The organism is Bradyrhizobium niftali, assembly GCF_004571025.1.
In the GTDB taxonomy this organism is placed as follows: domain Bacteria; phylum Pseudomonadota; class Alphaproteobacteria; order Rhizobiales; family Xanthobacteraceae; genus Bradyrhizobium; species Bradyrhizobium niftali.
Map to the genome: position 1 here is coordinate 50,307 of NZ_SPQT01000001.1, position 26,792 is coordinate 77,098.

Genomic DNA, 26,792 nt, shown 5'->3' on the forward strand with positions numbered 1-26,792 from the left:
CGCTTGAATGTCGGGAACCGGCCGCCTAGCTGATTCATGTTGCGCTGCGGAACGTTCAAGAAGCCGGCGTATTGGAATTCATGCCCATTGCCGGCATCGCGGCCGGCGCCTTCCCAAGGGAAACATTGATGACCGCTACTGCCCAGACGCTGCGCCCGCCGTCCCGTGCCCTGATGTTTCTGGAAGGGCGCGCGATCCACGAGTTCGGCGCATTCCTCGGTGCGCTGCCGCTGCTGAGCCTCGCGCCGCGCGGCGATGGGCATCCGGTGCTGGTGCTCCCGGGCCTTGTCGCCTCCGACGCGTCCACGCGTGCGCTGCGCACGTTTCTGTCCGGCAAGGGCTACGCGGTGAGCGGCTGGCGCCAGGGCCGCAACTACGGCCTGCGTCCGGGCGTGCAGCATGCGATGGTCGATCTGGTCCAGGAGCTCAGCGACACACATGGCCGCAAGATCAGCCTGGTCGGCTGGAGCCTCGGCGGCCTCTATGCGCGCCAGCTCGCCAAGATGATGCCCGAGCGCGTGCGTCAGGTGATCACCCTCGGCAGCCCCTTTGCCGGCGATCCGCGCTCCACCAATGCCTGGCGCGTCTACGAATGGGCGAGCGGGCAGAAGGCCGATCAGGTCGATCCGCGCTTCGGCGGCGAACTCGCCGTGCCGCCGCCGGTGCCGACCACCGCCATCTTCAGCCGCACCGACGGCGTCTGCGCCTGGCAGGGTTGCATGGAGAAGTCGGGCGCGCAGACCGAGAGCATCGAGATCGAGAGCAGCCATTGCGGTATGGGGCATCACCCCGCCGCGGTTTATGCCGTAGCTGACCGGCTTGCGCAGAAGGAAGGCCAGTGGATGCCCTTCGACCGCAGCGGCTGGCGCAGCCTGGCGTATCCCGATCCGCATCGGTAAGTGGGCTTCTTCACCTCGCCCCGCTTGCGGGGAGAGGTCGGATCGCATCGGGGGACTCTCCGCGAGTCCGTCTATCGCTGAGTTTGCGGATGCAGCCCCTCACCCCAACCCTCTCCCCGTAAGAACGGGGAGAGGGAGGAAAGAAGCGTCGCTCCCGTCCATTGTCGCGCCTGCACCAAACGCGCTATGCCTCGCGCATGGCGCATCCGCTTTCCCGTATCATCGACCAGCTCAAGCGCGAGCCGTCGCGCACCGGCTCCATCGTCATCACCGTGTTCGGCGACGCCATCGTGCCGCGCGGCGGCTCGGTGTGGCTCGGCACGCTGCTGGAATTCTTCGAAAGCCTGGACATCGACAGCGGTGTGGTACGCACCGCGATGTCGCGCCTGGCGGCTGACGGCTGGCTGACGCGTGAAAAGGTCGGCCGCAACAGTTTCTATCGTCTTGCCGACAAGGGCCATCAGACCTTTGAGGCCGCGACGCGCCACATCTACGATCCGCCATCGTCGGACTGGACCGGGCGTTTCGAGTTGCTGCTGATCGGCAATGGCGAGGACCGCGACGCCTCGCGCGAGGCGCTGCGCAATGCCGGCTTCGGCAGCCCGCTGCCGGGCGTGTGGGTTGCGCCGTCGGGCGTGCCAGTGCCTGACGAGGCTGCGGGCGCTATTCGTCTTGAGGTCTCTGCCGAGGACGACAGCGGACGCCGCCTGCTCAGCGCCAGCTGGCCGCTCGATCGCACCGCGGATGCCTATCTGAAGTTCATGAAGACGTTCGAGCCGCTGCACGCCGCGATTGGCCGCGGAACGACTCTCTCCGACGCCGACGCCTTCACCGCCCGGATACTGCTGATCCACCACTATCGCCGCGTCGTGCTGCGCGATCCGCTGCTGCCCGAGAGCCTGCTTCCTGCGGATTGGCCGGGCAGGGCCGCCCGCGCGCTCTGCGGCGAGATCTATCGCGCACTGCTTGCTCCGTCCGAACAATGGCTTGATGGCCATGGAACCAATGAAAAAGGGCCATTGCCGGCGGCGCGAAAACTCCTGGAACGGAGGTTCGGCGCCTGACCGTTATGTTACAGAAATATCTTGCATGAAGTAATTTCTGTTATATATTATCTCCCAATAAAACGGGAGGATGCGCATGTATACCCAGGCGCTGAACACGGCCGAGACCGAGGATCGCGGTCTTGAGGACGCGGCCAGGGCTGCGCAATTCCAGGCTCGCATCGATGCGGAGGAACGCATCGAGCCGAACGACTGGATGCCGGCGGCCTATCGCAAGACGCTCACCCGGCAGATCTCCCAGCACGCCCATTCCGAAATCGTCGGCATGCTGCCCGAAGGCAACTGGATCACGCGCGCGCCGACCTTGCGCCGCAAGGCTGCGCTGCTCGCCAAGGTGCAGGACGAGTGTGGCCACGGGCTCTATCTCTATGCCGCCGCCGAGACGCTCGGCACGTCGCGCGAAGAGCTGGTCGACGCCATGCTTGCCGGCAAGGCCAAATATTCCTCAATCTTCAACTATCCGACGCTGACCTGGGCCGACATCGGCACCATCGGCTGGCTGGTCGACGGTGCTGCGATCATGAACCAGATCCCGCTGTGCCGCTGCTCCTACGGTCCCTATGCGCGCGCGATGATCCGCGTCTGCAAGGAGGAGTCGTTCCACCAGCGCCAGGGCTACGAGATCATGCTGACGCTGTGCCGCGGCTCGGACGAGCAGAAGGCGATGGCGCAGGATGCGCTGAACCGCTGGTGGTGGCCGGTGCTGATGATGTTCGGCCCGCCCGATGCCACGAGCCAGCACAGCGACACCTCGACGAAGTGGAAGATCAAGCGCTTCTCCAATGACGAGCTGCGCCAGAAATTCGTCGATGCCACCGTGCCGCAGGCGCAATATCTCGGCCTCACCATTCCCGATCCCGGCATGACGCAGGATGCCGACGGGCACTGGCGCTACAGCGAGATCGACTGGACCGAGTTCAAGCAGGTGCTCGCCGGCAACGGCCCATGCAACCGCGATCGGCTTGCCGCGCGCCGCAGGGCGCACGACGAGGGCGCCTGGGTGCGCGAGGCGGCAGCTAGCTACGCCGCCAAGCGCGCACGTCGCCAGACCGCGCAAGCGGCCGAATAGGGAGATCACGATGGCCACGCCGAACACGCCGCTGTGGGAAGTCTTCATTCGCAGCCGCAACGGGCTCGCGCACAAGCACGTGGGATCGCTGCATGCCAGCGATGCCACCATGGCCCTTCAGGCCGCCCGCGACATCTACACCCGTCGCGGCGAGGGCCTGTCGATCTGGGTCGTGCCGTCCACCGCGATCACCGCGAGCGACCCCGCCGAGAAGGGCATGATGTTCGAGCCGGCGGAGTCGAAGATCTACCGGCATCCGACATTTTATGAGGTGCCTGAGGAAGTGGGGCATATGTGATGCTTGTGGCCAACATCCAGGTCGCGGAAACGCCATTGGTGCTCTACGTCCTGCGCCGCGCCGACGATGCACTGATCCTCGGTCATCGGCTGTCGGAATGGTGTGGACATGCGCCGATGCTGGAAGAGGACATGGCGCTCTCCAACATCGCGCTCGACCTCATCGGCCAGGCACGCGAGCTCTACACCTATGCGGCCAAGGCCGAAGGCAAGGACAACGACGAGGACAAGCTCGCTTACCTGCGCGATATCAGGCAGTACCGCAATCTGCTGCTGGTCGAGCAGCCCAACGGCGACTTCGCCCAGACGCTGGTGCGGCAGTTCTTCTATTCGGCCTTCGCCGACCTCTACTGGCGCGCGATGATGGCCTCACGCGACACGACGCTGGCCGCCATTGCCGCCAAGTCCGAAAAGGAGAGCGCCTATCATCTGCGGCATGCCTCGGAATGGATCATCCGGCTCGGCGACGGCACGGACGAGAGCCATCGACGGGCGCAAGCCGCGATTGACCATCTCTGGGCCTTCACCGGCGAGATGTTTGCCGTCGATGACGGCGAACGCGCCCTGATCCATGCGGGTGTCGCCATCGATCCGGGTGTCTTGCGCGGGCGTTGGCTGCAGATGCTCTCCGACGTCGTCAGCGAAGCCACGCTCACGCTGCCGCAGAACGACTGGATGCACCAGGGCGGCCGCGCGGGCCGGCATAGCGAGCATCTCGGCCATCTCCTGTCGGAGCTGCAATCGATGCAGCGTACCTTCCCGGGGCAGACATGGTGACGGTGCTCGAGAGCGGTGCGGATCTGCGCCAGCGCGCCTGGGATGCCGTGGCGGGCGTGGTCGATCCGGAAATCCCGGTGCTGACGATCGCCGATCTCGGCGTGCTCCGCGATGTCGTGCTCGACGGCGACCATGTCGAGGTCGCGATCACCCCGACCTATTCGGGCTGCCCGGCCATGAACATGATCGCGCTCGAAATCGAGGTCGCGCTGGAGCGCGTCGGCTTCCGCGGCTCAAAGGTGCGCACGGTGCTGTCGCCGGCCTGGACCACCGACTGGATGAGCGAGGAGGGCCGCCGCAAGCTGCGCGCCTACGGCATCGCGCCGCCGCAGGTCTCAAGCTCGCGCCGCGCGCTGTTTGGTGAGCAGTCTGTCGCGTGCCCGCAATGCGGCTCTGCGAGGACCGAGCTGTTGTCCGAATTCGGCTCGACCTCCTGCAAGGCGCTGTGGCGCTGCAAGGCCTGCCGCGAACCCTTCGATTACTTCAAGTGTCATTGACCATGTCCGCAGCCGCACCACGTTTCCACCGCCTGGCCGTCAACGATCTCCGCCGCGAGGCCTCCGACGCCATCTCGATGACCTTCGCCATCCCCGGCGAACTCGCCAGCGATTATGCTTTCACGCCCGGGCAGTACCTCACGCTCCGCACGATGCTGGACGGTGAAGAGGTGCGCCGTTCCTATTCGATCTGCTCCGGCCCCGACGATGGCGAGATCCGCATCGCGGTGAAGAAGGTCGATGGCGGTGCGTTTTCGAGCTGGGCCGCCGACGAACTCAAATGCGGCGACGAGCTCGACGTGATGACGCCGACCGGCCGCTTCGGCGTGGTCGCGCCGGCCGATACGGGGCGGATCCATGTCGGCTTTGCCGCAGGTTCCGGCATCACGCCGATCCTGTCGATCGTGAAGGGCGTGCTCGCACGCGAACCGGCCAGCCGCTTCTTCCTGTTCTACGGCAATCGTACGACCGACAACATCATGTTCCTCGAGCCGCTCGAGGAGCTCAAGGACCGGTTCATCGACCGCCTCTCGATCTTTCACGTCATCTCCGGCGAGGAGCAGGACATCCCGATCCTGCATGGCCGGCTTAACGGCGACAAGGTGAGGGTGCTGCTGCGCTCGCTGGTGCCGGCGGCAAGCATCGATCACGTCTTCATCTGTGGTCCGTCTGGCATGAGCGAGGACATCGAGGTGACCTGCCGCGATCTCGGCATCGCGGACGAGCGCATCCACGTCGAGCGCTTCGTCTCGGAATTCGGCGGCAAGCCGCGGCCGAAGAAGGCCGTTGCGCCCGACGCGCCGCCGAAGGCGATCGCCTCGCTGATCATCGACGGCAAGCGACGCGACGTGCCGGTCGCCGAGGACGAAGCGATCCTCGATGCCGCGCTGCGCGCCGGCGTCGATCTGCCCTTCGCCTGCAAGGGCGGCATGTGCTCCACTTGCCGCGCCAAGCTGGTCGAGGGCGAGGCGCCGATGGACATCAACTATTCGCTGGAGCCGTGGGAGCTGAAGGCCGGCTTCGTCCTGACCTGCCAGGCCAAGCCATCGTCCGAGCGGGTCGTGGTCGACTATGACCATGTCTGATCAGGCGGATCAGTGCCCAACAATGCAAATGCGTCGCATTATTTGACACCCTGAACCAACCAGCAGAACATCATGTGCAAGCAATTGGCCGGGAGAAGCGCGTGAACGTCAAAGCCGCCCTGTCGCCTGAGGATATTGCCCGCGCCTGCGCCGATGCGATGTGGGCGGAGGACGATGCCTCCAAAGGTCTCGGCATGGAGATCGTCGAGATCGGTCCAGGCCTTGCGACGCTGGCCATGACGGTGCGGCCGGACATGGTCAACGGTCAGCGCATCGCCCATGGCGGCTTCATCTTCACGCTCGCAGATTCTGCCTTTGCGTTTGCCTGCAACTCGCACAATGAGCGTGTGGTCGCGGCGCAGGGCCAGATCACCTTCATCAAGCCCGGCAAGCTCGGCGATCGGCTCATTGCGAAGGCGCGGGAGATCAGCCGCAGCGGCCGCTCGGGGATCTACGACGTGCGTGTCACCGCAGGCGACACCGTCATCGCGGAATTCCGCGGGCATTCGCGCGTCATTCCCGGCACGTGGCTGCCGGCACAAGACAAGTAAAGAAAAGAACAGACCAATGTGGGGAAACGAGGATGGCTCTGACCAGGCTCAAGGAAGGTGGCACCACCTATAGTGCCGAGATGGACGCGCATGAGCGCGCCCCGCGCGACGAGATCATGGCGTTGCAGACGCAGCGGCTGGGCTGGTCGCTGAAGCACGCCTACGACAACGTCGCGCATTATCGCAAGGCCTTCGACGAGGCCGGCGTGCACCCGTCCGACTTTCGCGAGCTCTCCGATCTCGCGAAGTTTCCGTTCACGGTGAAAACGGATTTGCGCGACAATTATCCTTTCAACATGTTCGCGGTGCCGCGCGAAAAACTGGTGCGCGTGCATGCCTCCTCCGGCACGACGGGTAAGCCGATCGTCGTCGGCTACACCCAGCGCGATATCGACACATGGTCGGAGGTGATGGCGCGTTCGATCCGCGCCGCCGGCGGCCGCACCGGCATGATCATCCACAACGCCTATGGCTACGGCCTTTTCACCGGCGGGCTCGGGGTGCACTACGGCGCCGAAAAGCTCGGCTGCACGGTGGTGCCGATCTCCGGCGGCATGACCGAACGGCAGGTGCAGCTCATCAACGATTTTCGCCCCGACATCATCACGGTGACGCCGAGCTACATGCTGGCGATTCTGGACGAGTTCAAGCGCCAGAAGCTTGATCCGCGGCAGTGTTCGCTCAAGGTCGGCATTTTCGGCGCCGAGCCCTGGACCAATGCGATGCGCGGCGAGATCGAGGACGCCTTCGACATGGATGCGACCGACATCTACGGCCTGTCCGAGGTGATCGGCCCCGGCGTGGCGCAGGAGTGCATCGAGACCAAGGACGGCCTGCACATCTGGGAAGACCACTTCTATCCCGAAGTGATCGACCCCCAGACGGGCGCGGTGCTGCCCGATGGCGAGAAGGGCGAGCTGGTCTTCACCTCGCTCACCAAGGAAGCTTTCCCGGTGATCCGCTATCGCACCCGCGACCTGACACGGCTGCTGCCGGGCACGGCCCGGCCGGGCATGCGGCGCATGGAGAAGGTGACGGGCCGCTCGGACGACATGATCATCCTGCGCGGAGTCAACCTGTTCCCGACCCAGATCGAGGAGGTGCTGCTCGCCACCGACTGGTGCGGCGGCCACTTCATCCTCGAATTGACCCGCGAAGGCCGCATGGACGAGCTGACCATCATCGCCGAGGCACGGCCCGAAAGCTGGGACGGCCGCGGTCTCGTCGACCATGCCGACCGGATCGCGACCCACATCAAGAACACGATCGGCATCAGCTCCAATGTGCGGGTGGTCGCGCCCGCCACGCTGGAGCGTTCGCTCGGCAAGGCCAGGCGCCTCTACGACAAGCGGCCGAAGGATTGACTTGACCACCCGTAAGGGCGACAAGGCCCGCCAGAAATCGCGGGTCTTTCCGATGTCACCAGCCGATACCAAAGCCGTCGAAGCGCGCTGTGTGCGCCTCAATGCCAAGGCCGAGAACGCGGCCGCGCTTGCGCCGGTTGTCGAGCGTCAGACGCTCGCGCGCGGTCCAAACGATGTCCTGATCGAGGTGAAGGCCGCCGCCGTCAATCCGTCCGACGTCAAGGCCGCGACCGGGCTGATGCCCTATGCCGTATTCCCGCGCACGCCGGGCCGCGATTACGCCGGCGTGGTGATCGATGGTCCGGCCGGCACGGTCGGCCGCGAAGTGTTCGGTTCCTCCGGCGATCTCGGCATCCGCCGCGACGGCACCCATGCCAGCCTTCTCGTCGTCGAGCTCGACGCGATCGTGGAGAAACCCAAGACGGTGTCCTGGGAGGAGGCTGCCGGCATCGGCGTTCCCTTCGTCACCGCGATGGAAGGCTTTCGCCGCGCCGGCGTGCCGAAGGCCGGTGAGACCGTTCTGGTGTTTGGCGTCAACGGCAAGGTCGGCCAAGCCGCGGTGCAGATCGCGACCTGGCAGGGCGCGCGCGTCATCGGCGTGGTGCGCAAGGCGGAAGCTTATGAGGGCCACGCCAACGCGCCCATCGAGGTGATCGACGCCTCCGCCACCGACGTTGCCGCGCGTGTGCGCGAAGTGACCGGCGGCAAGGGCGCCGACATCGTCTTCAACACGGTCGGCGATCCCTATTTCCAGGCCGCGCACAAGTCGCTCGCCTTGCGCGGCCGCCAGATCCTGATCGCCGCGATCGACCGCATCGTGCAGTTCAACATCCTCGAATTCTATCGAGGGCAGCACACTTATGTCGGCATAGATACGCTCGGCCTGTCTTCGACGGCGACAGGCGCGGTGCTGCGTGACCTCGGTCCCGGCTTCGCCAGCGGTCACCTGAAACCGTTTCCGATCAAGGCGAATGCCGTCTATCCGCTGGAGCGCGCCAAGGAGGCGTATGTCGCGGTCGCCGGCTCTTCGCGGGATCGCGTGATCCTGAAGCCGTAATCATGGACTCGTCCGCCCAACTCGTCATCCTCGCCGGCCTCGTCATCGGGTTCATTTACGGCGCCGTGGGTCTGCTCAGCGGCTTCTGCCTGATGAGCAGCATGCGCGGATTCCTCGCCGAAGGAGACGGCCGGCTGGTGCGGTCCTATGCGCTGGCGATTGCTGTCGCGATCGCCGCGAGCCAGGTCCTGGCCGGCAGCGGCGCCGTCGATCTCGGCAAGTCGATCTACCTGCAACAATCCTTCTCGGCGCCGGTGCTGTTCCTCGGCGGCCTGCTGTTCGGCTACGGCATGGTGCTGTCGAACGGCTGCGGCTCGCGCGCGCTGGTGCTGCTCGGCCGCGGCAATCTCCGTTCCTTCGTCGTCGTGATCGTGCTCGCCATCGCCGCGCAGATGACGCTCAAGGGCCTGATCGCGCCGGCGCGCATTGCGCTGGTTCAGGCCTCGCAAACCACGGTCAACACGAATTCGCTGCCGTCGCTGCTGGCGGCGCTCGGTCCCTCTGAAGCTCTCTCGCGGGCGATTGCCGCAGCCGGGATCGTCGTCGCCCTGATCCTGTTCGCGTTCGCCCATCCGGTGTTTCGCCGTTCGCCGGGCCAGATCGCGGCGGGCGTCATCGTCGGTGTCCTCGTTGCGAGCGGTTGGTTCGTCACCGGCTATCTCGGCGCCGACGACTTCAATCCCGTCCCCGTGACCTCGCTCACCTTCATCGCGCCGATCGCCGATAGCCTGCAATATGCCATGCTCTCGACCGGCCTGACGCTGAATTTCGGCATCGCGACGGTTGCCGGCGTCTTCGCCGGCAGTCTGGCGACGGCACTCGCTACGGGTCGCTTCAAGCTCGAAGGCTATTCATCGCCGCGCCACATGCTGCGCTCAGGCAGCGGCGCCGCGCTGATGGGCATCGGCGGCGTGATGGCGTTCGGCTGCTCGATCGGACAGGGATTGACTGGCGTGTCGACGCTGGCGCTGGGCTCGTTCGTTGCGCTCGCCGGCATCCTGCTCGGTACGACGGCGGGCCTGCGCGGCGTGCTGCGCGTTCAACCTCTCGCGATGGCCTGACTGCGCAGCAGGCGATCCCCGAGCGTTGCCAGGCCGATGCCGGCGACGATCAGTCCGGCCGCGACAGCAAGGCTCATGTCGAGCGGTTCGCCCAGCAGGATCGCCGCACTGGCGATGCCGACGAGTGGTGTCGCCGTGGTGCCGAGCGACGTCGTCAACGCAGAGATGCTCTTGTTGACCATCGACATCGCCCAATAGGCAAGCGCCGTCCCGATCAGGCCGGAATAGAGGAACAGGAGCACGAGCCTCCACGACCATTCTGCGTGTGGCAGGCCGTCCGCGATTGTCGCGCTGACAGTCAGGACGATCGTTGCGACGAGTACCTGCCAGATCAGCAGCTGGAGCGGAGAGGCGATCCAGCGATGCGCGCGAATATAGATGATGTTCGCGGCCCAGGAGATCGCGGCCAGGATGACCATGCCGGCGCCGAGCACGACGTTGGTATTGGTCCAGTCGATCGATGCTGGGTTCAGAATCACGGCAAGGCCGATCAACCCAAGCAGCGCGCCGGCAAGTTTGGGCGCGGTCAGTGTATCTTTCGCGAGCAGGGGCGCGGCGATCGCGACCCAGAGCGGCGTGGTGTAGCCGAGCACGATGGCCTTGCTCGCAGGCAGGAAGCGTACACCAGCCGCAACCAGGACCGAGAACACCGTCATGTGCAGCAGTGCGACGCTCAGGACCACAGGAATGTCGCGCCGCTCCGGGATCACCAGATTGTTGCTCAGTCCGAGGATCACGAACAGTCCGGCCAGCGCGATCCAGCTCCGGATCGCTGAAGCCCACAGCGGGGAGAGGAACTGGACGAGCTGCTTCGTCACCGACCAGTTCACGCCCCAGGCCAGCACGACGATGAGGAACAGGCCGACGGCGGCACGGGGTGACAGGGAGTTCATTTCGGAGGTCCTTGAAGCAGTCCGGCCTGGCGGATAGCATCCGGTCTGGCACCAGTAAAAGTGCCAGATCGTGAAGGAATAAGGTGCCAGTTGCAGAAGAGATGATCGCCGGCCTGATCGAGTTGAAGCGGACCGGCGAGGAAGGGCTGATGGCTCAACTGACGAGCCAGCTCAGGGAGCTGATCGGAAGCGGCCGCATCGGCAGGGGCCGCGGGCTGCCGTCGAGCCGACAGCTTGCGAGCGATCTCGGCGTCTCCCGCAACACCGTGACCTATGCGTTCGAGCAGCTTGCCGCCGAAGGATATCTGGCTGCGTCGCGCGGGCGGCGCCCGGTCGTGACGGTCGACGGCGGTGAGCGTATCGAAGCAGCTGGCGCCGCGACATCACGTGTCCGCGCCGGCACGCCGCGCCTCTCGCCCTGGGCCTCTAGGCTCAAGCAGGCGGACTGGCCGATGTCCTATCTGGCGCAGCTGAAACCCCTGCGGCCGGGGCATGGCGATTTCAGGGAGTTTCCGAACGAGGTCTGGGCCCGCTGTCTGCGCCGCAGCGCCGTGCGTGCAGCCAGGCGCGAGCTTGGCCCCGTCAACCGTCCGCGCCTGCGCGAGGCGCTGGCGCATTATTTGGCAACCAGCAGAGGCGTTCGCGCCACGGCGGACCAGATCATGATCCTGCCGAGCGCGCAGGCCGCGCTCACTTTGATCGCGGCGGCCGTGATCACGCAAGGTGACGAGGTCTGGGTCGAGGATCCCGGCTATCCCGGAGCCGCGGCTGCCTTCCGTGCCTCCGGCGCGCGCGTGACCGGCATCGGGCTGGACGAGCAGGGCATGCAGCGGATGCCGGGCCTTGCGGCTCCAACCCTGATCTTCATGACGCCTTCGCACCAGCATCCGACCGGCCGGCTGATGTCGCTCGCCCGCCGCACCGAATTCTTGGGCATGAGCAAGCCCGGCAAGACCTGGATCGTGGAGGACGATTACGACGGCGAATTCCACTATGACAGCCGGCCGGTGCCGGCGTTGCAGGGGCTCGATACCCATGGCCGCGTCTTCTATGTCGGTACGTTCTCGAAGGCGATGACCTCGGATATCCGGCTCGGCTATCTCGTCGTGCCGCCGGCGCTGGTCAGCACCCTCGAGATCGCGCAGCGGCATATCGGACTGATCGCCGCCAGCCATGTTCAGGAAGCGCTGGCCGAGTTCATTGCCGACGGGCATTTCCTCGCGCATCTGCGCCGGATGCGCCGGCTCTACCACGCACGCCGCGATCATCTCGCCGAGGGACTGGAGCGCCATCTTGGCGAGGTGCTCACGGTCGAAGTGCCCTCGGGCGGCATCCAGCTCGTCGCGCGCCTCAAGCGCGGTCGCGCTGATCAGGCCGCGGTCAAGCGGCTGGTCGAAGCGGGGGTCGAGACGCGCGCCTTGTCCAGCCTTGCGCTCGGCCGGCCGCGCGATCACGGCCTGCTGCTCGGCTTTGCGGCATGGCGCGAGAACGAGATCAGCGCCGCCGTGCGGACGATGGCATCGTGCTTCTAGCGCGCAGCGCTAGTCCACGGCCTTGGTCACGATGCGGATCTCCGAGGTCAGCGTGCGATGCACCGGACACTTGTCGGCGATCTCCATCAGCTTCTTGCGCTGCTCGGCATCGAGCGCGCCGTCCATCGCGATGTCGCGCTCGATCTGGTCGAGCATGCCCTCGCGCGTCTCGCACTCCGCGCAATCCTTGGCGTAGATCTTGGAATGTTTCAGCGTGACCGTGACGCGGTCGAGCGGCAGCGACTTGCGGTCGGCATAGAGGCGCATGGTCATGGAGGTGCAGGCCCCTAAGCCTGCGAGCAGGAAGTCATAGGGGCCGGGGCCGGCATCCTCGCCGCCGGCAGCGACCGGCTCGTCCGCCACCAGATGATGTGGCCCGACGGTGATGATCTGATTGAACTTGCTCTTGCGGGTCTCCTGCACCACCACCTTGCGCGGCTCCTCGACGAGATCGATCGCTTTTGCGGGCTTTGCGGCGTCGATGTAGCGGCTTGCCCAGGCCGCGATCACGTCGGCTGCATAGAGGGCGTCGGCCGGCCTGGTGAGGAGATGATCGGCGTGATCGAGCGAGACGAAGCTTTTGGGATGCTTGGCCGCGACGAAGATCTTGGTCGCATTGTCGATGCCCACGGTGTCGTCGACCGGCGAGTGCATCACCAGCAGCGCCTTGTGCAGGCCGGTGACGTCCTTGATCAGCTCATGCTCGGCGATGTCTTCGAGGAATTCGCGCTTGATGCGGAATGGACGCCCGGCAAGCGACACTTCGACCTCGCCCTGTGCGCGGATCGCGTCGACATGCTCCCTGAACAGGCCGGTGACGTGGGCGGGGTCAGATGGCGCTGCAATGGTCACCACCGCTTTCGCCTCGGGAACCTTGCTGGCCGCGGCGAGGATCGCAGCGCCGCCGAGGCTATGGCCGATCAGGATCGACGGCGCCTTGCGCGTCGAACGCAGATGATCGGCCGCGCGCACGAGGTCGGCGACGTTCGAGGAGAACGTCGAATTGGCGAAATCACCCTCGCTGGAGCCGAGGCCGGTGAAGTCGAAGCGCAGCACCGCGATGCCCTTGGCTGCGAGCGCGACCGAGATGCGCTTGGCCGCCAGCGTGTCCTTGCCGCAGGTGAAGCAGTGCGCAAACAGTGCGAAAGCTGAAGGTTCGCCGTCCGGCAGCTCCAGCGCGGCTGCGAGCTGATGGCCGCCTTCGCCGGTGAATTGAAAGCGTTCCGTCGGCATGGGCTCCCCCGTCTCCTGGTTGAAACTTAGTCGCTTGAATAGCGCTGCTCGGCCCAGGGATCGCCGCGGTTATGATAGCCGCGGACTTCCCAGAAACCCGGTGCGTCGTCGGTCAGGAATTCAATGGCCTGGAGCCATTTGGCGCTCTTCCAGAAATACAGATGCGGCACGACCAGCCGCACCGGGCCGCCATGCTCCTCCGTCAGTGGCTGGCCGGACCAGCTATGGGCGAGCAGGGCGTCCTCGGCGGCAAAATCGTCCAGCGCGAGGTTGGTGGTGTAGCCGTCATAGGAATGCAGCACGACGAAGCGTGCATCCTCGCGCGGCTGGCAGGCGGCGAGCAGCTCGCGCGTGGCGAGCCCCTCCCACTCATTGTCGTAGCGCGACCAGGTCGTCACGCAGTGGATGTCGGAGGTGAACTGGGCCTGCTTCTGTGCAGTGAACTCGGCGAAGGTCCAGAACACGGGATTTTCGATCGCGCCGTAGACGTCGAGCCGCCAGCGCTCACGCGAGACCGGCGGCACGACTCCGAGGTCGAGCACCGGCCAGTCCTTGGTGAGGTGCTGGCCCGGCGGCAGCCTTTGATCTTCGGGACGCGTGATCTTGCCGGTGAGGAAGCGGCCCTCACGCGCCCATTTCTCCTTGGTGCGCGTCAGCTTGCTGTCGGGCGGCTCGTTGTCGTCGGCCATCAGCTTACTCGTGGCGATGCATGGCGGAGGCGTGCTTGGTGTCGCGCATGGTGGAATAGATGATCAGCGACAGGCAGATGACGCCGCTGAGGTAGAAGTAGAACCATTCCTCGTGCCCGATGCTCTTGAAGTAGAGCGCGATCGCCGGTGCCGTGCCGCCGAAGATCGAGACCGTGATGGCATAGGGCAGGCCGACGCCGAGCGCGCGGACATTGGTCGGGAACAGCTCGGCCTTCACCACGGCGTTGATCGAGGTGTAGCCGGCGACGAACAGCCAGGCACAGCAGATCAGAATGAAGGCCATGAAGGGCGACTTCGTCTCCTTCAGCGTCATCAGCAGGGGCACGGTCGCCAGCGTACCGGCGACACCGAAGAAGATCAGCAGCGGTTTGCGCCCGATCTTGTCGGAGATCGCACCGTAGATCGGCTGCAGGATGGTCGCGAAGATCAGCGTGCCGAAGATCACGAAGGTGGTCTGGTCTTCGGTCAGCCCGACTGAGAGTTTGACGAAGGTCTGCATGTAGGTGGTGAAGGTGTAGAAGGCAGCGGTGCCGCCCGCGGTCAGGCCGACCACCAGCAGCAGCTCGCGCGGATAGCGCAGCAGATTGGTGATCGAGCCGGTCGGCTTCACCACCTTCTTGGCTTCCTCGAACGCCTCGGTCTCGTGCAGATTGCGCCGCATCACCGCGGCAAAGATCGCCAGCCCTGCGCCGATCGCAAACGGGATGCGCCAGCCCCAGGCCTTCAGCTCCTCCGGCGTGAGGAAGACCTTTTGCAGGAGCAGCAGCACGATGATCGCGGTGAGCTGGCCGCCGATCAAGGTCACATATTGGAAACTCGAATAGAAGCCGCGGTGCCTGGGATCGGCGACCTCGCTGAGATAGGTGGCGCTGGCGCCGTATTCGCCGCCAAGGCTCAGGCCCTCGATCACGCGGGCCAGCGCCAGGATCACCGGCGCCGCAAGGCCGATCGTGGCATAGGTGGGTGTCAGTGCAATGATCAGCGAGCCGAAGCACATGAAGACGACGGACAGCGTCAGCGAGATACGACGGCCGTAATGGTCGGCAAGGTAGCCGAAGAACCAGCCGCCCAGGGGCCGCATCAGGAAGGTCGCCGCGAATACGACGGCGACATTCAATTGCTGCACGACCGGGTCGTTGCCGGGGAAGAAGGCCGGGGCGAAGTAGAGCGCGAACGCCGTATAGGCGTAAAAGTCGTACCACTCGACGAGATTGCCGATCGAGCCGATAAAGATCGCCTTGATCCGCCGCTCGGCGTCGGCGATGTCAATGTGGTCGGAGGCCGGTTGGGTTGCTTGCTCAGTCACGTCCGGCCTCTCTCCGTATCTCTGTTGGAGAGGCCTACATCGCCTTTCCGAGCAGAAATGGCAACTGGCGGGGGCCTCTCACCGTGCCCTGCGACCAGGTCACGGTGCCTGCCGGATCGAGCCGGAAGTCCGGAATGCGCTTCAGCCATTCCTCCAGCGCAACCTGCATCTCCATGCGCGCAAGGTTGGAACCGACGCAGCGGTGGATGCCGAGGCCGAAGGCGGCGTGGCGGTTCTCGCGGCGGTCGATCACGACTTTGTCAGCGTCCGGAAACATCTTGGGGTCGCGGTTGGCGGCCGGGAACGACAGCAGCACCATGTTGCCCGCCCTGACCGGGCAGCCTGAGATCGTGGTCTCCTTGACCACCTCGCGGGCCATGGTCACCGGCGAATAGGCTCGCAGCAGCTCCTCCACGGCGATCGGGATCAGCCCGGGCTCGGCGATCAGCCGTTCGCGGTCTGCCGGCGTTTTCGCGAGATGCCAGAGCGAGGAGCCGATCGCGCTCCAGGTGGTGTCGATACCTGCGATCAGCAGCAGTCGCAGCGAACCCAGTACGTGCGAATCCTCGAGCGGGTTACCTTCCTTGTCCTTGGCGTTCATCAGATAAGAGATCAGATCGTCGGTCGGCTTCTTCTTGCGCTCCTCGATATGGGCGCTGAAATAGGCGCTCATCTCGTGCACCGCCTGGAGCAGCATGGTCTCGTCCTTGATGCCGAGCTCCAGGATCATGTGGATCCAGTTGACGAAGAGGTCGCTGTCGCTCTCGGGAATGCCGAGCATATGGGCGATGGCCCGAACCGGGATGTATTTGCTGTAGCGCGCTGCGGCATCGACCTTGCCGTCGGAGACGAAGCCGTCGATCAGCTCGTTGCAGATGGCGCGGACCCGCGGCTCGAGTTTCTTCATCGCGTCCGGTGTGAAGGGCGGCAGCAGCAATTGCTTGGCCGGCTTGTGCACGGGCGGATCGGAGGTGATCGGCGGGGCCGCGTTCCGGGAAATCTCCGGGCGGACGTCGCGGACGATGATACGGCGCGAGGAGAAATGCTCGGAGTCGTTGGCGATCTCGCGCACCGCCTCATAGGTGGTCGGCATGTAGCAGCCGAGGAAGCGCTCGGTGTGCACCACCGGGCTTGCGGAGCGCAACTCGTCCCAGATCGGGAAGGGGTCTTCCGTCCACTGCGGATCAGTATGGTCGAAATCGTTGACCCAGTCGGTCACGGGCGGATGGGCGACAGGTTGGCTGACGTCGGACATCGCGGGGAAATCCTCAGGCTGTTGTTCGCTGAAATCATGCGCATGCGGGCATGCAAGAAGCCCGCGCTACTCCTCGATCACATCGATTGCGATTTCCGGGCAATTGGATTTGGCAAGCCAGGCCTTGTCTTCGAGCCCCGGCGGAACCGTGCCGTCGCCGGCTTCGCGGGCGTTGCCGTATTCGTCGAGCTCGAAGAGCTCCGGCGCCAGCGCCTTGCAACGGGCATGACCCTGGCATTTGTCGGGGTCGACGTGAACCTTCAGTCGCTCTGTCATGGCGGCTTCCTTGGTCGTATGCGCGCGGCGTCCGAAGGACGGCGCGTTCCTCTTTATGGGCGGCATTCGCCGCTCGTTCTAAGTTATATGCTATTACATTCGCGACAGGCTTCCCCTGTCAAGCGCAAACTTATAGGCTTGGCCGCAACATGCGTTCACAACTCGCCCGCAAGCCCGAGAACACCTACCACCACGGCGATCTCCGCGATGCCTTGATCCAGGCCGCGTTGCGCGAGGCGGAGCAGGGCGGCGCCGAGGCGATCAGCATCAAGGCGCTGGCAAAGCAACTCGGCGTCTCGCAGCCGGCGCCCTACCGGCATTTCGCCGACCGCGAGGCGTTGCTGGCAGCGGTGACGGCGGAGGCGTTCCGGCAGCTCAGCGCGATTCTAAGCGAGGCGATGGCAAAGCCGTCCAAGCAATCGAAACTATCGCGGCTGGCGCAGGCAACACTCGACTTCGGCCTGCGCCGCAACGGCATCTACCGCCTGATGTTCGCCTCGCGCACCGTGTCGTGCGCGGCCAAGGGCAGCGAGCTGCACGCGGCCACGCGCGAGACCTTTGCGCTCGTGATCGAGGCTCTGGAAGTGCCTGCCGTCGGCTATTTGCGCGAACGGCAAGCGCTCAAGATCTGGGCGGCCGTGCATGGCGTGGTGATGCTGGCGGAGCAGGGCCTGTTCACCGGCGAGTCGGCGCATGCCACGCGCGAGGAACTGGTCGAGGATTTTGTGAACGAAACGAAGGCCGCGCTCGCTGCTGCGATCAAGGATGCGCGACGTCGGAAAAGGTCCGGCGCCTAGACCTTCGCTTTCAGCAGCCTCATCAGCTTGTCGACCGCGCTGTCCGGGGTCGTCACGACCGGGCGGCCGGTGGCCTCGGCGACCAGCGGCGCGGTTGCCGCGATGCTGAATTGCGCGAGCGCAATGACGTCGCAATCGCGCAAGTCCTTTGACGCCTCGACAATCAGCCTGTCGTGCGTGGCGCGATCGCCGCGATCGAGCGCCGCCAGCGCGCCCTCGGCAAGCTTTGGCACGACCTGAGCGGAGGCCGGAAACTCCGGCGGCATCGAGGCCAGCGTCGGCGCGAAGGTCGAGAGCAGGCCGATGCGCTTGCCCATCGTCACCGCCCGTTCGATCATGGCCTCGTTCGGCTTGAGCACCGGCATCGGCGCATGCGCGTGCGCCACCGCCTCGATGCAGGGGCCGAAGGCCGAGCAGGTGAACAGGATCGCATCCGCGCCAGTGGCAGCGGCGTAGTCCCCGAGCGCCAGGAAGCGCTCGGTCATGGTGTCGTTGAGTGCACCGTCGCGCGCCAGATCCGCCGACAGGCTGTCGTCGAGCAGGTTCATCAGCCGCGCCTCTGGCCACGCCGTCGCGAACGCGGCCTCGATCGGGCCGATGGAATGCTTGAGAGCGTGGATGAGGGCGATGCGCATGGGATGTCTCTTCTCCCTCGCCCCGCTTGCGGGGCCGCGACGGGCTTCGCTCGCGCTGAGAGGGTGGGGTGAGGGGGATTCTTCGCGAGGACGGTGAGAGTTGGACTCGCGGAGACTCCCACTCACCCGGATTGCTCCGGACGATGCTCTGCATCGCCGAGCGCAATCCGACCTCTCCCCGCGTGCGGGGAGAGGTGAAGCACCGTCTACTTGAACGGCACGGCGTACATCAAGCCGCCCTTGTTCCAGAGGCCGTTGAGGCCGCGGTCGAGCTTGAGCGGGCTCGCCTTGCCGACATTGCGCTCGTAGATCTCGCCGTAATTGCCGGTGGCCTTGATCGCCGTGACCAGCCATTTGTTGTCGAGCCCCAGCCGCGAGCCGAGATCGCCGGAGGCCCCTAACAGCCGCTGGATCGCCGGCGTCTGCGACTTCGCCATCTCATCGACGTTGGCCTGGGTGACGCCGAGCTCCTCGGCCTCGATCAGCCCGTAATGCAGCCAGGTGATGATGTCGCTCCAGACCTCGTCGCCGTTGCGGGTGAAGGGCCCGAGCGGCTCCTTGCTGATGGTCTGCGGCAGCACGACGTAGTCGGCCGGGTTGGGCGCTGCGGTCGTCACCGCGCCGGCAAGCGCGGAAGCGTCCTGGGTCATGGCATCGCAGCGGCCGCCGAAGAAGGTCTGGTACATGGTGTCGACGCGGTCGAACACCAGCGGCTTCCAGTCGATGCCGTTGGCGCGGCCGTAGTCGCCGAGCGTAACCTCGTGCGTGGTACCTTGCGCAACACAGACGGTGGCGCCCTTGAGGTCCTTGATTTCCTTCACGCCAAGGTCCTTCTTCACGACAAAGCCCTGGCCGTCGTAGAAGTTGATCGGGCCCTGGCGCAGGCCCAGCGTCACGCCGCGCAAATAGGTCTGCGTCGAGTTGCGGTAGAGCACGTCGATCTCGCCCGATTGCAGCGCGGTGAAGCGATTCTGTGCCGTCAGCGAGACGTAACGCACCTTGCTGGCATCGCCCAGCACGCCGGCCGCGAGTGCGCGGCAATAGTCGACGTCGAGGCCCTTGTAATTGCCTTGCGAGTCCGGTGCCGAGAAACCGGCGAAGCCGGCGCTGACGCCGCACACCAGCGTGCCGCGGCTCTTCACCGTGTCGAGCGTCGCCGCCTGCGCGACCACCGCCGACGCCGCGAGCACGCCCGCTACGATAACCACTTTCCTCATCATGCTACTCTCCCCTCAGTGATTGACACTACGCAACACGTTGTCGACGGCGGTGCCGAGCTTTTCGACGATCAGGTCGATCTCGTCGGCCGAAGCGATGTAGGGCGGCGCCAGCAGCACGTGGTCGCCGCGGACGCCGTCCACGGTGCCGCCGCCGGGATAGCAGCCGAGCCCGTTGGCGAACGCCTCCGCCTTGATCTTCTGGTTGAGCTTGAGCGCCGGATCGAACGAGGTGCGGCTGGCGCGATCGGCGACGAGCTCGATCGCCCAGAACAGGCCGCGTCCCCTGACGTCGCCGACATGGCGGTGATTGCCAAAGCGCTCGGTCAGTCGCTGCTCGAGCTGCCGGCCGCGCTCTTTCACGCGATCGAGCAGACCGTCCTCGCGGATCACGTCCTGCACCGCGAGCGCGGCTGCGCAGGCGAGGGGGTGCGCCAGGTAGGTATGGCCATGCTGGAAGGCGCCCGAGCCGGCGCAGATGGTGTCGATGATCTTGCCGCTCGCGAGCATCGCGCCGATCGGCTGGTAGCCGCCGCCGAGCCCCTTTGCGATGGCCTGGATATCGGGCGCGACACCTTCCTGCTCCCAGGCATGCGTGGTGCCGGTCCGGCCCATGCCGCACATGACTTCGTCCAGGATGAGCAGCGCACCATGCCGGTCGCAGATTTCGCGCACTGCCTTGAAGTAACCGTCCGGCGCCGTCACCGCGCCGGCGGTGGCGCCGACGACGGGCTCGGCGAGGAACGCCGCAACGGTGTTGGGACCGAGCCGTTGGAACTCAACTTCGAGCTCGGCTGCGAGCCGCGCCACGAACTGCGCATCCGACTCGCCGTCGTGTTTCTCGTGATAGGCGAAGGCGGGAGTCACATGGCTGAAGGCGGCCGAGAGCAGCGGCGCATAGGGCGCCCGGCGCCAGGCATTGCCGCCGGCGGCGAGCGCGCCGAGCGTGTTGCCGTGATAGCTCTGCCGCCGCGCGATGAAATGCTGTCGCTGCGGCTCGCCACGCTCGATGAAATATTGCCGCGCGAGCTTGATGCTGGCCTCGATCGCCTCCGAGCCGCCACTGACGAAATAGGCATAGGCGAGACCGCCGGGCTCGTGCCCGACCAGCGTCTCCGCGAGCGCTTCCGCCGGCTCGGAGGAGAAGAAGGCGGTGTGGGCATAGGCCAGCGTCGAGGCCTGCTTCGCCATCGCCGCGATCACGCGCGGATGCTGGTGGCCGAGGCAGGAGACCGCCGCGCCGCCGGAGGCGTCGATGATGCGCCGCCCGTCCTCGGCGAAGAGATAGACGCCTTCGCCGCCGATCGCCTTGGGCGGCGTTTCGCGCAACGAGCGGTGCAGCACGCGGCTGGTGCGAGCGGCCATGGGTCAACCTTTCTCTGAGACGTAGGTGGAGGCCGCGGCGAGCCGGGCCTCGGTATTCTCCAGGCGCTTCTTCGCGGCCAGGCCACCGAGCGAGAACGTCACCGCGGCAAGCGACTGCGCAATCGCGATGGCGCCGGTGAGGCTCGGGAAAAAGCCGGGAGAGGAGGCTGCTTCGAACAGCAGCACATGGTCGGCGCCCTCGGCCATCGGGGCCGACACGCTGTCGGCGATCGCAATCAGCGTCGCACCGGCGCGATAGGCGGCCTGCGCGACCCGGACGCTCGCGTGCGTGTAGGGCAGGAAGCCGATGACGATGACGGCTTCGCCGGGGCGGAAGGCCCCAAGATCGAGGTCGTCGGGACCGGACGCGCCGACGAGTTGCACCTGTTCGGGGCGGAACAGTCGCAGTTCGTAGTTCAGGAGTTCCGCGACGCTGCGGCAGCTGCGATAGCCTGCGATCCAGATCCGCTTTGCGTCGTGCAGCGAGCGGGCCGCCTCTGCAATCGGCTGCGCCGGAATGCGCGGAAGGCCGGCGGCCTCGGCCTCGAGCTTGTCGGTAACGAGCGCGACATCGGCGTGCGGACCATGACGCCGGCTCTTGGCGCGGCCGGAGAAGGGCGAGGTCTGCAAGGGCCGCCGCGCCTCGGTCAGCGCCGCGCGCAACTCGTCCCAGCCGGAATAGCCGATGGCTTTTGCGAGCCGCGTGAAGGCGGCGGGATCGGCGCCGGCAACGGCTGCGAGATCGCGCATCGAGCGGGTGGTGGCGTCGTAATCATTGGCGGCGACGAAGCGCCCGACCTCCTGCAAGCGCATCGGGAGCGATGGCAATGCAATGCGCAGTTCGCTCAGCGGCGAGGATTTCGCGGGCTCGGCCATGAAACATTTGTTGCATGAATTGGAGTTTGGTGCAACAGTTGACGTGCGCCGCCGGAAATCGCTGGTTTTGAGAAGGATTTTTGCGCTGTGACATCAGATGGTCCGAGACCGCCGCCGCGCCGCCGCTTTTTCGGCGCCTTCGGACGACGGGAACTGAAAGGCCTGTTCTGGCAGGTCCTGGTGGTCGGAATCGCGGTCGGAGTGATCGCCTTCCTCTGGTCCAACACCGTCACCAACCTGTCGGCCCGCCGCATCACCACTGGCTTTGCCTTTCTGGGCCGCGAAGCGGGCATGCCGATTGCCGACAGCCTGCTCGCCTATAATCCGCGCGACACCTACCTCTGGGCCTTCGTCGTCGGGATCGCCAACACTCTGCGTGTCGCGGTGATCGGCATCGTGCTTGCGACCATCCTGGGCACGCTGATCGGGATCTCGCGGTTGTCGGCCAACTGGCTGTTGTCGCGGCTCGCCGCCGTCTATGTCGAGACGCTCCGCGACATCCCGCTGCTGCTTCAGCTCCTGTTCTGGTACGTGCTGATGCAGGCATTGCCCGCCGCGCGCGCTGCGTTCCGGCCGCTCGAGGGGGTGTTCCTCTCCAATCGCGGCCTGATCCTGCCGGCGATCCCGATCGGGGTGCCGCAGCTCTGGGTGCTCGGCACCGCCGCGCTGGGCTGTGCCGCATTCTATGTAATCAGACGGTGGCTGATCGCGCAGCAGATGCGCGACGGCAAGCCGCGGTCGGCCTGGCCGGTCGCACTCGGTCTCATCGTCGTGCTGCCGGCCGCAGTGTCGGTGTTGCTCGGTGTGCCCTGGGCGATCGAATGGCCTGCGCTGCGCGGCTTCAACTTCGTCGGCGGGCTGACGCTGGCCCCGGAATATTTTGCGCTGCTGATTGCGCTCGTCACCTACACCTCGGCCTTCATCGCCGAAATCGTGCGCAGCGGCATCCAGTCGGTTCCGCGCGGGCAGTGGGATGCCGCCAACGCGCTCGGCCTGCGCCGCAGCTTCATGCTGCGGCAGATCATCCTGCCGCAGGCGCTGCGCGTGATCGTGCCGCCGATGACGAGCCAATACCTCAACCTGACCAAGAACTCCTCGCTCGCGGTCGCGATTGGCTACCAGGACGTGGTCTCGGTCGCCAACACCACGCTGAACCAGACCGGGCAGGCGATCGAGGCGATCGCGCTGATCATGGCGGTGTTCCTGACCATCAGCCTCGGCATCAGCTTCTTCATGAACTGGTACAATTCGCGTATCGCGCTGGTGGAGCGCTGAGCATGACGGCGATCACCGATACTCCGGATGCACCGCGCGCCGCGCGCCGCCCTCAGATGGGAAATCCGGTGCTGCGCTGGCTGCGCACCAATCTGTTCTCGTCGATCCCCAACGGCATTCTGTCGGTCGTGCTGCTGGCGATCCTCGCCAAGGGTATCTTCAGCTTCGTGCAGTGGGGCATCGCGAATGCAGTGTGGCTGACGCCCGCGAACGATTCGAGCGCGTGCCGTGCCGTCCGCGGCTTCGGCGCCTGCTGGGCGATCATCCCCGAGAAATATCGGTTCATCCTGTTCGGCACCTATCCGTTCGACGAGCAATGGCGGCCGGCGCTGTCGGTGGTGCTGTTCATTGCGCTGTTCTATCTCTCCAGCCGTCGTGCCTTCTGGCGGCGCGAGCTGGTCTATCTCTGGATCGGTGTGCTGGTGCTGATCAGCGTGCTGATGTGGGGCGGCTTGTTCGGCCTGTCCTTCGTATCGCAGGACCGCTGGGGCGGACTGCCGGTGACGCTGATCCTGGCGACGTTCGGTCTCGCCTTCGGCTTCCCGCTTGGCATCCTCGTTGCGCTCGGTCGTCGCTCAAAGCTGCCGGCGATCCGCTCGCTCAGCGTGCTCTATGTCGAGCTGATCCGCGGCGTGCCGCTGGTCAGCCTGCTGTTCATGGCGAGCGTGATGTTTCCGCTGTTCATGCCCAGCGGCTTCAACATCGACAAGCTGCTGCGCGCCCAGATCGCGATCATCCTGTTCGCGGGCGCTTACCTTGCCGAAGTCATTCGCGGCGGCCTTCAGGCCGTGCCGCGCGGACAATACGAGGCCGCCGATGCGCTGGGGCTGTCCTATTGGAGCAAGCACCGGCTGATCGTCCTGCCGCAGGCGATCCGCCACGTCATCCCGCCGCTGGTCAACACCTTCATCGCCTTCTTCAAGGATACCAGCCTCGTCCTGATCATCGGCATCTTCGACCTGCTGACGACAGCCAAGACGGCGATCATCGATCCGGCCTGGCAGCAGTTCTCGGTCGAGGTCTACATCTTCGTCGCGGCGATCTATTTTGTGTTCTGCTTCGCGATGTCGCGCTACAGCCGCAGCCTGGAGGCGACGAGCGGGCGGTGATCCTTCGCCTCTCCGCGCTTGCGGGGAGAGGCCGGAATTTGCGCAGCAAATTCCGGGTGAGGGGGAGTCTCCGCGAGTCCAGCCGTTACCGCGTTTGCGGAAGCAGCCCCTCACCCCAACCCTCTCCCCGTAAGAACGGGGCGAGGGAGTGCACCGGGCGCGCGGCGCGCAGTTTGCCTTACTTCTTCACCCGCGGATCAATCGGCGTGGTCCCGCGCACGCCCAGGATATCCTCCAGAACCTTCGCCCCGGCAATCACCTGGGCGTCGGCACGTGGCGCGCCGACCACCTGCAAACCGACCGGCAGGCCCGATGCCGTGAAGCCGCAGGGCAGCGACAGCGCCGGGCAACAGGCGAGCGTGATGGCGTAGACGATGCCGAGCCATTCGATGTAGTTCTCGAACCTCTTGCCGTCGCATTCGGCGACGTAGCGGTTTTCGATCGGGAAGGGCGGCACGATCGTCGTCGGCACCAGCAGCAGATCATAGTTTTGGAAGAACTCGACCGCGCGGGCGGTCATGCCGACGCGCTGCGCCTCGGCGCGCGCGAGCTGCTCGACCGTGAGCTTGAGGCCTTCCTCGATATTCCAGATCACCTCGGGCTTGAGCAGGTCGCGCTTGGTGCGCAGCAGATTGGCCTTGGTGATCGCGAAATCGAAGGCGCGCAGCACGTGGAAGCATTCATGCGCCTCGCGCCAGTCCGGATGCGCCTCCTCGACGATGGCGCCGGCCTCCGCGAAACGTTCGGCGGCCTTGCGGGTGATCGCCTTCACTTCGGGATCGACCGGGGTGATGCCGAGATCGGGCGAGTAGGCGATGCGCTTCGGTTTCTTGCCCGCTTGGGCCGCCGACAGGAACGAGGTTGCGGGGGCCGGCAGCGACAGCGGGTCGTCCGCATAGTCGCCGCTCATGGCGTCCAGAAGCAGGGCGAGATCCTCGACATTGCGCGCCATCGGGCCGACGACGCCGAGATTGCGATCGATACCCGATTTAGGGGTATGTGCGACGCGGCCGATGCTCGGCCGCATGCCGACGATGCCGCAGAAGCTCGCCGGGCTGCGCAGGCTGCCGCCCATGTCGGAGCCCTGGGCGAGCCAGGCCATGCCGGTCGCAAGCGCCACGGCCGCGCCACCGGAAGAGCCCGCTGCCGATTTGGACGTATCCCAGGGATTGAGCGTGGCGCCGAACACTTCGTTGAAGGTGTTGGCGCCGGCGCCGAATTCCGGCGTGTTCGATTTGGCGTAGACGACTGCGCCATTGGCCTCGAGGTTCTCGACCATCAGGTCGGACTTCGCAGGGATGTTGTCCTTGAAGATCGGCGAGCCCTGCGTGTTCAGCACGCCGGCGACGTCGGTCAGGTCCTTGATCGGCACCGGCAGGCCTGCGAGCAGTCCGCGCGCCCCGGCCGGCTTCTGCATCAACGCTTTCGCGTTGGCCCGCGCGCGATCGAAGCACAGCGTCGGCAGCGCATTGACCTTGCCGTCGACCTCGGCGATGCGCTTCTCCAGCACATCCAGCAGTTCGAGCGGCGAGACGTCGCCGGACCGCAGCTTGTCGACGACGGTGCAGGCGGTTTCGCGGATCAGGTCTTGAGACAACTATAATACTCCTATGCTTATTCAATCGTCATCGCGAGCGCAGCGAAGCAATCCAGAAATGTATCTGCGGTAGCAGTCTGGATTGCTTCGCTGCGCTCGCAATGACAGGGATAGAATTAACCCCAACCCGCGCTGATGCCGCCATCCACCGTGTAGATTACCCCGGACGTATAGCCGGCGCGATCCGACGCCAGGAACGCCATCAGGTCGCCGATCTCGCGCGCATGCGCGGGGCGGCCGAGCGGCAGGCTCTTCTGGAATTCCCTGTAGCGGCTCTCGTCGCCGAACTGGTGCTTGGCCCGCGTCTTCAGCAGCGTGACGTGGCGGTCGGTGCCCACGGGACCGGGATTGATGCCGACCACGCGGATATTGTCGGCGAGGCTCTTGCCGCCGAGCGCGCGGGTGAAGGCCATCAATGCGGCGTTGCCGGCGCTACCGCAGATGTAATTGGCGTCGAATTTCTCGCCGGCCGCGCCGATGTCGTTGACGATGACCCCGCCGCCCTTCGCCTTCATCTGGGCGTAGATCTGCCGCGTGAGGTTGATATAGCCGAACACTTTCAATTCCCAGGCGTGGCGCCAGGTCGCCTCGTCGATCTTGTCGATCGAGCCGCCGGGGATGTCGCCGGCATTGTTGACGAGGATGTCGATGTCGGCGGCCTCCTTGGCCAGCCGTGCGATGTCTTCGGTCTTGCGCAGGTCGACGATGCTCGTCGCGGCGTCGATCTGGTGAGCAGACCGCAAGCGATCCGCCAGCGCCTTGAGCTGATCGCCGCTGCGCGCGGCGAGCAGGAGATGCGCGCCTTCCTCGGCGAACGCCTCGGCGGCGGCGGCGCCGATGCCCTTGGACGCGCCCGTGATCAGGACGCGCTTGCCACGCAGATGCAGATCCATGGGGGTTACTCGCAAGATGGGAACACAATGAAATCAGTAGGCGGTCGGCCGTGCCACGGTCAACATTGCAGTGCAGCGTTGCACTGCCCGCGACTTTGGTTC

General features: G+C 65.6%; 27 protein-coding genes. 15 read left to right on the plus strand and 12 right to left on the minus strand.

Annotation, left to right across the window (positions count from 1 at the left end; translation table 11 throughout):
- The first annotated feature begins 128 nt into the window (after positions 1 to 128).
- From E4K65_RS00225 to E4K65_RS00275, 11 genes are all read left to right on the plus strand, one after another.
- A complete protein-coding gene (locus E4K65_RS00225; protein WP_135172385.1) occupies positions 129 to 899 on the plus strand; it encodes an alpha/beta fold hydrolase in 771 nt (256 codons plus the stop codon).
- 197 nt (positions 900 to 1,096) lie between these two features.
- A complete protein-coding gene (paaX, locus tag E4K65_RS00230) occupies positions 1,097 to 1,963 on the plus strand; it encodes a phenylacetic acid degradation operon negative regulatory protein PaaX (protein ID WP_135172386.1) in 867 nt (288 codons plus the stop codon).
- 76 nt (positions 1,964 to 2,039) lie between these two features.
- Positions 2,040 to 3,032 (plus strand): 1,2-phenylacetyl-CoA epoxidase subunit PaaA, encoded by a 993-nt coding sequence (paaA, locus tag E4K65_RS00235; protein ID WP_027543990.1) that lies wholly within the window; start codon positions 2,040 to 2,042, stop codon positions 3,030 to 3,032.
- Positions 3,033 to 3,042: 10 nt separating this feature from the next.
- A complete protein-coding gene (gene paaB / locus E4K65_RS00240) occupies positions 3,043 to 3,330 on the plus strand; it encodes a 1,2-phenylacetyl-CoA epoxidase subunit PaaB (protein WP_008136594.1) in 288 nt (95 codons plus the stop codon).
- The gene (gene paaC, locus E4K65_RS00245) at positions 3,330 to 4,106 is read left to right on the plus strand and encodes a 1,2-phenylacetyl-CoA epoxidase subunit PaaC (RefSeq protein WP_167770412.1); all 777 of its coding nucleotides are present in this window, start codon (positions 3,330 to 3,332) and stop codon (positions 4,104 to 4,106) included. Before paaB ends, paaC begins: the two co-directional genes overlap by 1 nt.
- Positions 4,100 to 4,603: a 1,2-phenylacetyl-CoA epoxidase subunit PaaD gene (gene paaD / locus E4K65_RS00250; protein ID WP_135172388.1), complete on the plus strand. Its 504-nt coding sequence runs from the start codon at positions 4,100 to 4,102 to the stop codon at positions 4,601 to 4,603. The genes paaC and paaD overlap by 7 nt, the downstream gene beginning before the upstream one ends.
- 2 nt (positions 4,604 to 4,605) lie before the next feature.
- Positions 4,606 to 5,688 carry a 1,2-phenylacetyl-CoA epoxidase subunit PaaE gene (gene paaE, locus E4K65_RS00255; RefSeq protein WP_167770413.1) on the plus strand — a complete coding sequence of 361 codons (1,083 nt, stop codon included), beginning with the start codon at positions 4,606 to 4,608 and terminating at the stop codon, positions 5,686 to 5,688.
- Between the two features lie 101 nt (positions 5,689 to 5,789).
- Complete coding sequence (gene paaI, locus E4K65_RS00260; protein ID WP_027543994.1) at positions 5,790 to 6,239, plus strand: hydroxyphenylacetyl-CoA thioesterase PaaI; 450 nt, start codon at positions 5,790 to 5,792, stop codon at positions 6,237 to 6,239.
- Positions 6,240 to 6,271: 32 nt separating this feature from the next.
- Entirely contained in the window at positions 6,272 to 7,603 is a 1,332-nt protein-coding gene (gene paaK / locus E4K65_RS00265; protein WP_167770414.1) for a phenylacetate--CoA ligase PaaK, read from the plus strand.
- Between the two features lie 52 nt (positions 7,604 to 7,655).
- Positions 7,656 to 8,660 (plus strand): quinone oxidoreductase family protein, encoded by a 1,005-nt coding sequence (locus tag E4K65_RS00270; protein ID WP_135173171.1) that lies wholly within the window; start codon positions 7,656 to 7,658, stop codon positions 8,658 to 8,660.
- 2 nt (positions 8,661 to 8,662) lie between these two features.
- Positions 8,663 to 9,721 carry a YeeE/YedE family protein gene (locus E4K65_RS00275; protein WP_135172391.1) on the plus strand — a complete coding sequence of 353 codons (1,059 nt, stop codon included), beginning with the start codon at positions 8,663 to 8,665 and terminating at the stop codon, positions 9,719 to 9,721.
- Here E4K65_RS00275 and E4K65_RS00280 read toward each other — a convergent pair.
- Complete coding sequence (locus E4K65_RS00280) at positions 9,700 to 10,614, minus strand: DMT family transporter (RefSeq protein ID WP_135172392.1); 915 nt, start codon at positions 10,612 to 10,614, stop codon at positions 9,700 to 9,702. The two genes, E4K65_RS00275 and E4K65_RS00280, sit on opposite strands and share 22 nt — an antisense overlap.
- Positions 10,615 to 10,715: 101 nt before the next feature.
- Here E4K65_RS00280 and pdxR point away from each other — a divergent pair, with 101 nt between their 5' ends.
- Positions 10,716 to 12,146, plus strand: a complete 1,431-nt coding sequence (gene pdxR / locus E4K65_RS00285; protein WP_209312032.1) for a MocR-like pyridoxine biosynthesis transcription factor PdxR — start codon at positions 10,716 to 10,718, stop codon at positions 12,144 to 12,146.
- Positions 12,147 to 12,155: 9 nt separating this feature from the next.
- On the opposite strand, the gene E4K65_RS00290 is transcribed toward pdxR, so the two are convergent.
- From E4K65_RS00290 to E4K65_RS00310, 5 genes are all read right to left on the minus strand, one after another.
- On the minus strand, positions 12,156 to 13,379 hold the full coding sequence (locus E4K65_RS00290; RefSeq protein WP_135172394.1) for a bifunctional alpha/beta hydrolase/OsmC family protein: 1,224 nt from the start codon (positions 13,377 to 13,379) through the stop codon (positions 12,156 to 12,158).
- Positions 13,380 to 13,405: 26 nt separating this feature from the next.
- Positions 13,406 to 14,068: a sulfite oxidase-like oxidoreductase gene (locus E4K65_RS00295; protein ID WP_135172395.1), complete on the minus strand. Its 663-nt coding sequence runs from the start codon at positions 14,066 to 14,068 to the stop codon at positions 13,406 to 13,408.
- A 4-nt stretch (positions 14,069 to 14,072) separates the two neighbouring features.
- On the minus strand, positions 14,073 to 15,395 hold the full coding sequence (locus E4K65_RS00300) for an MFS transporter (RefSeq protein WP_027544002.1): 1,323 nt from the start codon (positions 15,393 to 15,395) through the stop codon (positions 14,073 to 14,075).
- A gap of 34 nt (positions 15,396 to 15,429) precedes the next feature.
- Positions 15,430 to 16,650, minus strand: coding sequence for a cytochrome P450 (locus E4K65_RS00305; protein WP_135172396.1), 1,221 nt, complete (start codon positions 16,648 to 16,650; stop codon positions 15,430 to 15,432).
- 66 nt (positions 16,651 to 16,716) lie between these two features.
- Entirely contained in the window at positions 16,717 to 16,926 is a 210-nt protein-coding gene (locus tag E4K65_RS00310) for a ferredoxin (protein WP_135172397.1), read from the minus strand.
- A gap of 149 nt (positions 16,927 to 17,075) precedes the next feature.
- On the opposite strand from E4K65_RS00310, the gene E4K65_RS00315 reads away from it, so the two are divergent.
- Positions 17,076 to 17,723, plus strand: coding sequence for a TetR/AcrR family transcriptional regulator (locus E4K65_RS00315; protein ID WP_135172398.1), 648 nt, complete (start codon positions 17,076 to 17,078; stop codon positions 17,721 to 17,723).
- On the opposite strand, the gene E4K65_RS00320 is transcribed toward E4K65_RS00315, so the two are convergent.
- The 4 genes from E4K65_RS00320 to E4K65_RS00335 form a co-directional block, all read right to left on the minus strand.
- A complete protein-coding gene (locus E4K65_RS00320; protein ID WP_135172399.1) occupies positions 17,720 to 18,358 on the minus strand; it encodes an aspartate/glutamate racemase family protein in 639 nt (212 codons plus the stop codon). The genes E4K65_RS00315 and E4K65_RS00320 overlap by 4 nt on opposite strands.
- A gap of 206 nt (positions 18,359 to 18,564) precedes the next feature.
- Entirely contained in the window at positions 18,565 to 19,578 is a 1,014-nt protein-coding gene (locus E4K65_RS00325; RefSeq protein ID WP_135172400.1) for an amino acid ABC transporter substrate-binding protein, read from the minus strand.
- Between the two features lie 12 nt (positions 19,579 to 19,590).
- The gene (locus E4K65_RS00330; RefSeq protein ID WP_135172401.1) at positions 19,591 to 20,940 is read right to left on the minus strand and encodes an aspartate aminotransferase family protein; all 1,350 of its coding nucleotides are present in this window, start codon (positions 20,938 to 20,940) and stop codon (positions 19,591 to 19,593) included.
- A gap of 3 nt (positions 20,941 to 20,943) precedes the next feature.
- Complete coding sequence (locus tag E4K65_RS00335; protein WP_135172402.1) at positions 20,944 to 21,816, minus strand: MurR/RpiR family transcriptional regulator; 873 nt, start codon at positions 21,814 to 21,816, stop codon at positions 20,944 to 20,946.
- A gap of 87 nt (positions 21,817 to 21,903) precedes the next feature.
- Here E4K65_RS00335 and E4K65_RS00340 point away from each other — a divergent pair, with 87 nt between their 5' ends.
- Entirely contained in the window at positions 21,904 to 23,091 is a 1,188-nt protein-coding gene (locus E4K65_RS00340) for an amino acid ABC transporter permease (protein WP_135172403.1), read from the plus strand.
- Between the two features lie 2 nt (positions 23,092 to 23,093).
- Positions 23,094 to 24,200 (plus strand): amino acid ABC transporter permease, encoded by a 1,107-nt coding sequence (locus E4K65_RS00345; protein WP_135172404.1) that lies wholly within the window; start codon positions 23,094 to 23,096, stop codon positions 24,198 to 24,200.
- Positions 24,201 to 24,378: 178 nt separating this feature from the next.
- Here the strand turns inward: E4K65_RS00345 and E4K65_RS00350 are convergent, their stop codons facing one another.
- The gene (locus tag E4K65_RS00350) at positions 24,379 to 25,797 is read right to left on the minus strand and encodes an amidase (RefSeq protein ID WP_027544012.1); all 1,419 of its coding nucleotides are present in this window, start codon (positions 25,795 to 25,797) and stop codon (positions 24,379 to 24,381) included.
- Between the two features lie 116 nt (positions 25,798 to 25,913).
- Entirely contained in the window at positions 25,914 to 26,690 is a 777-nt protein-coding gene (locus tag E4K65_RS00355) for an SDR family oxidoreductase (protein ID WP_135172405.1), read from the minus strand.
- Between the last annotated feature and the right edge of the window lie 102 nt (positions 26,691 to 26,792).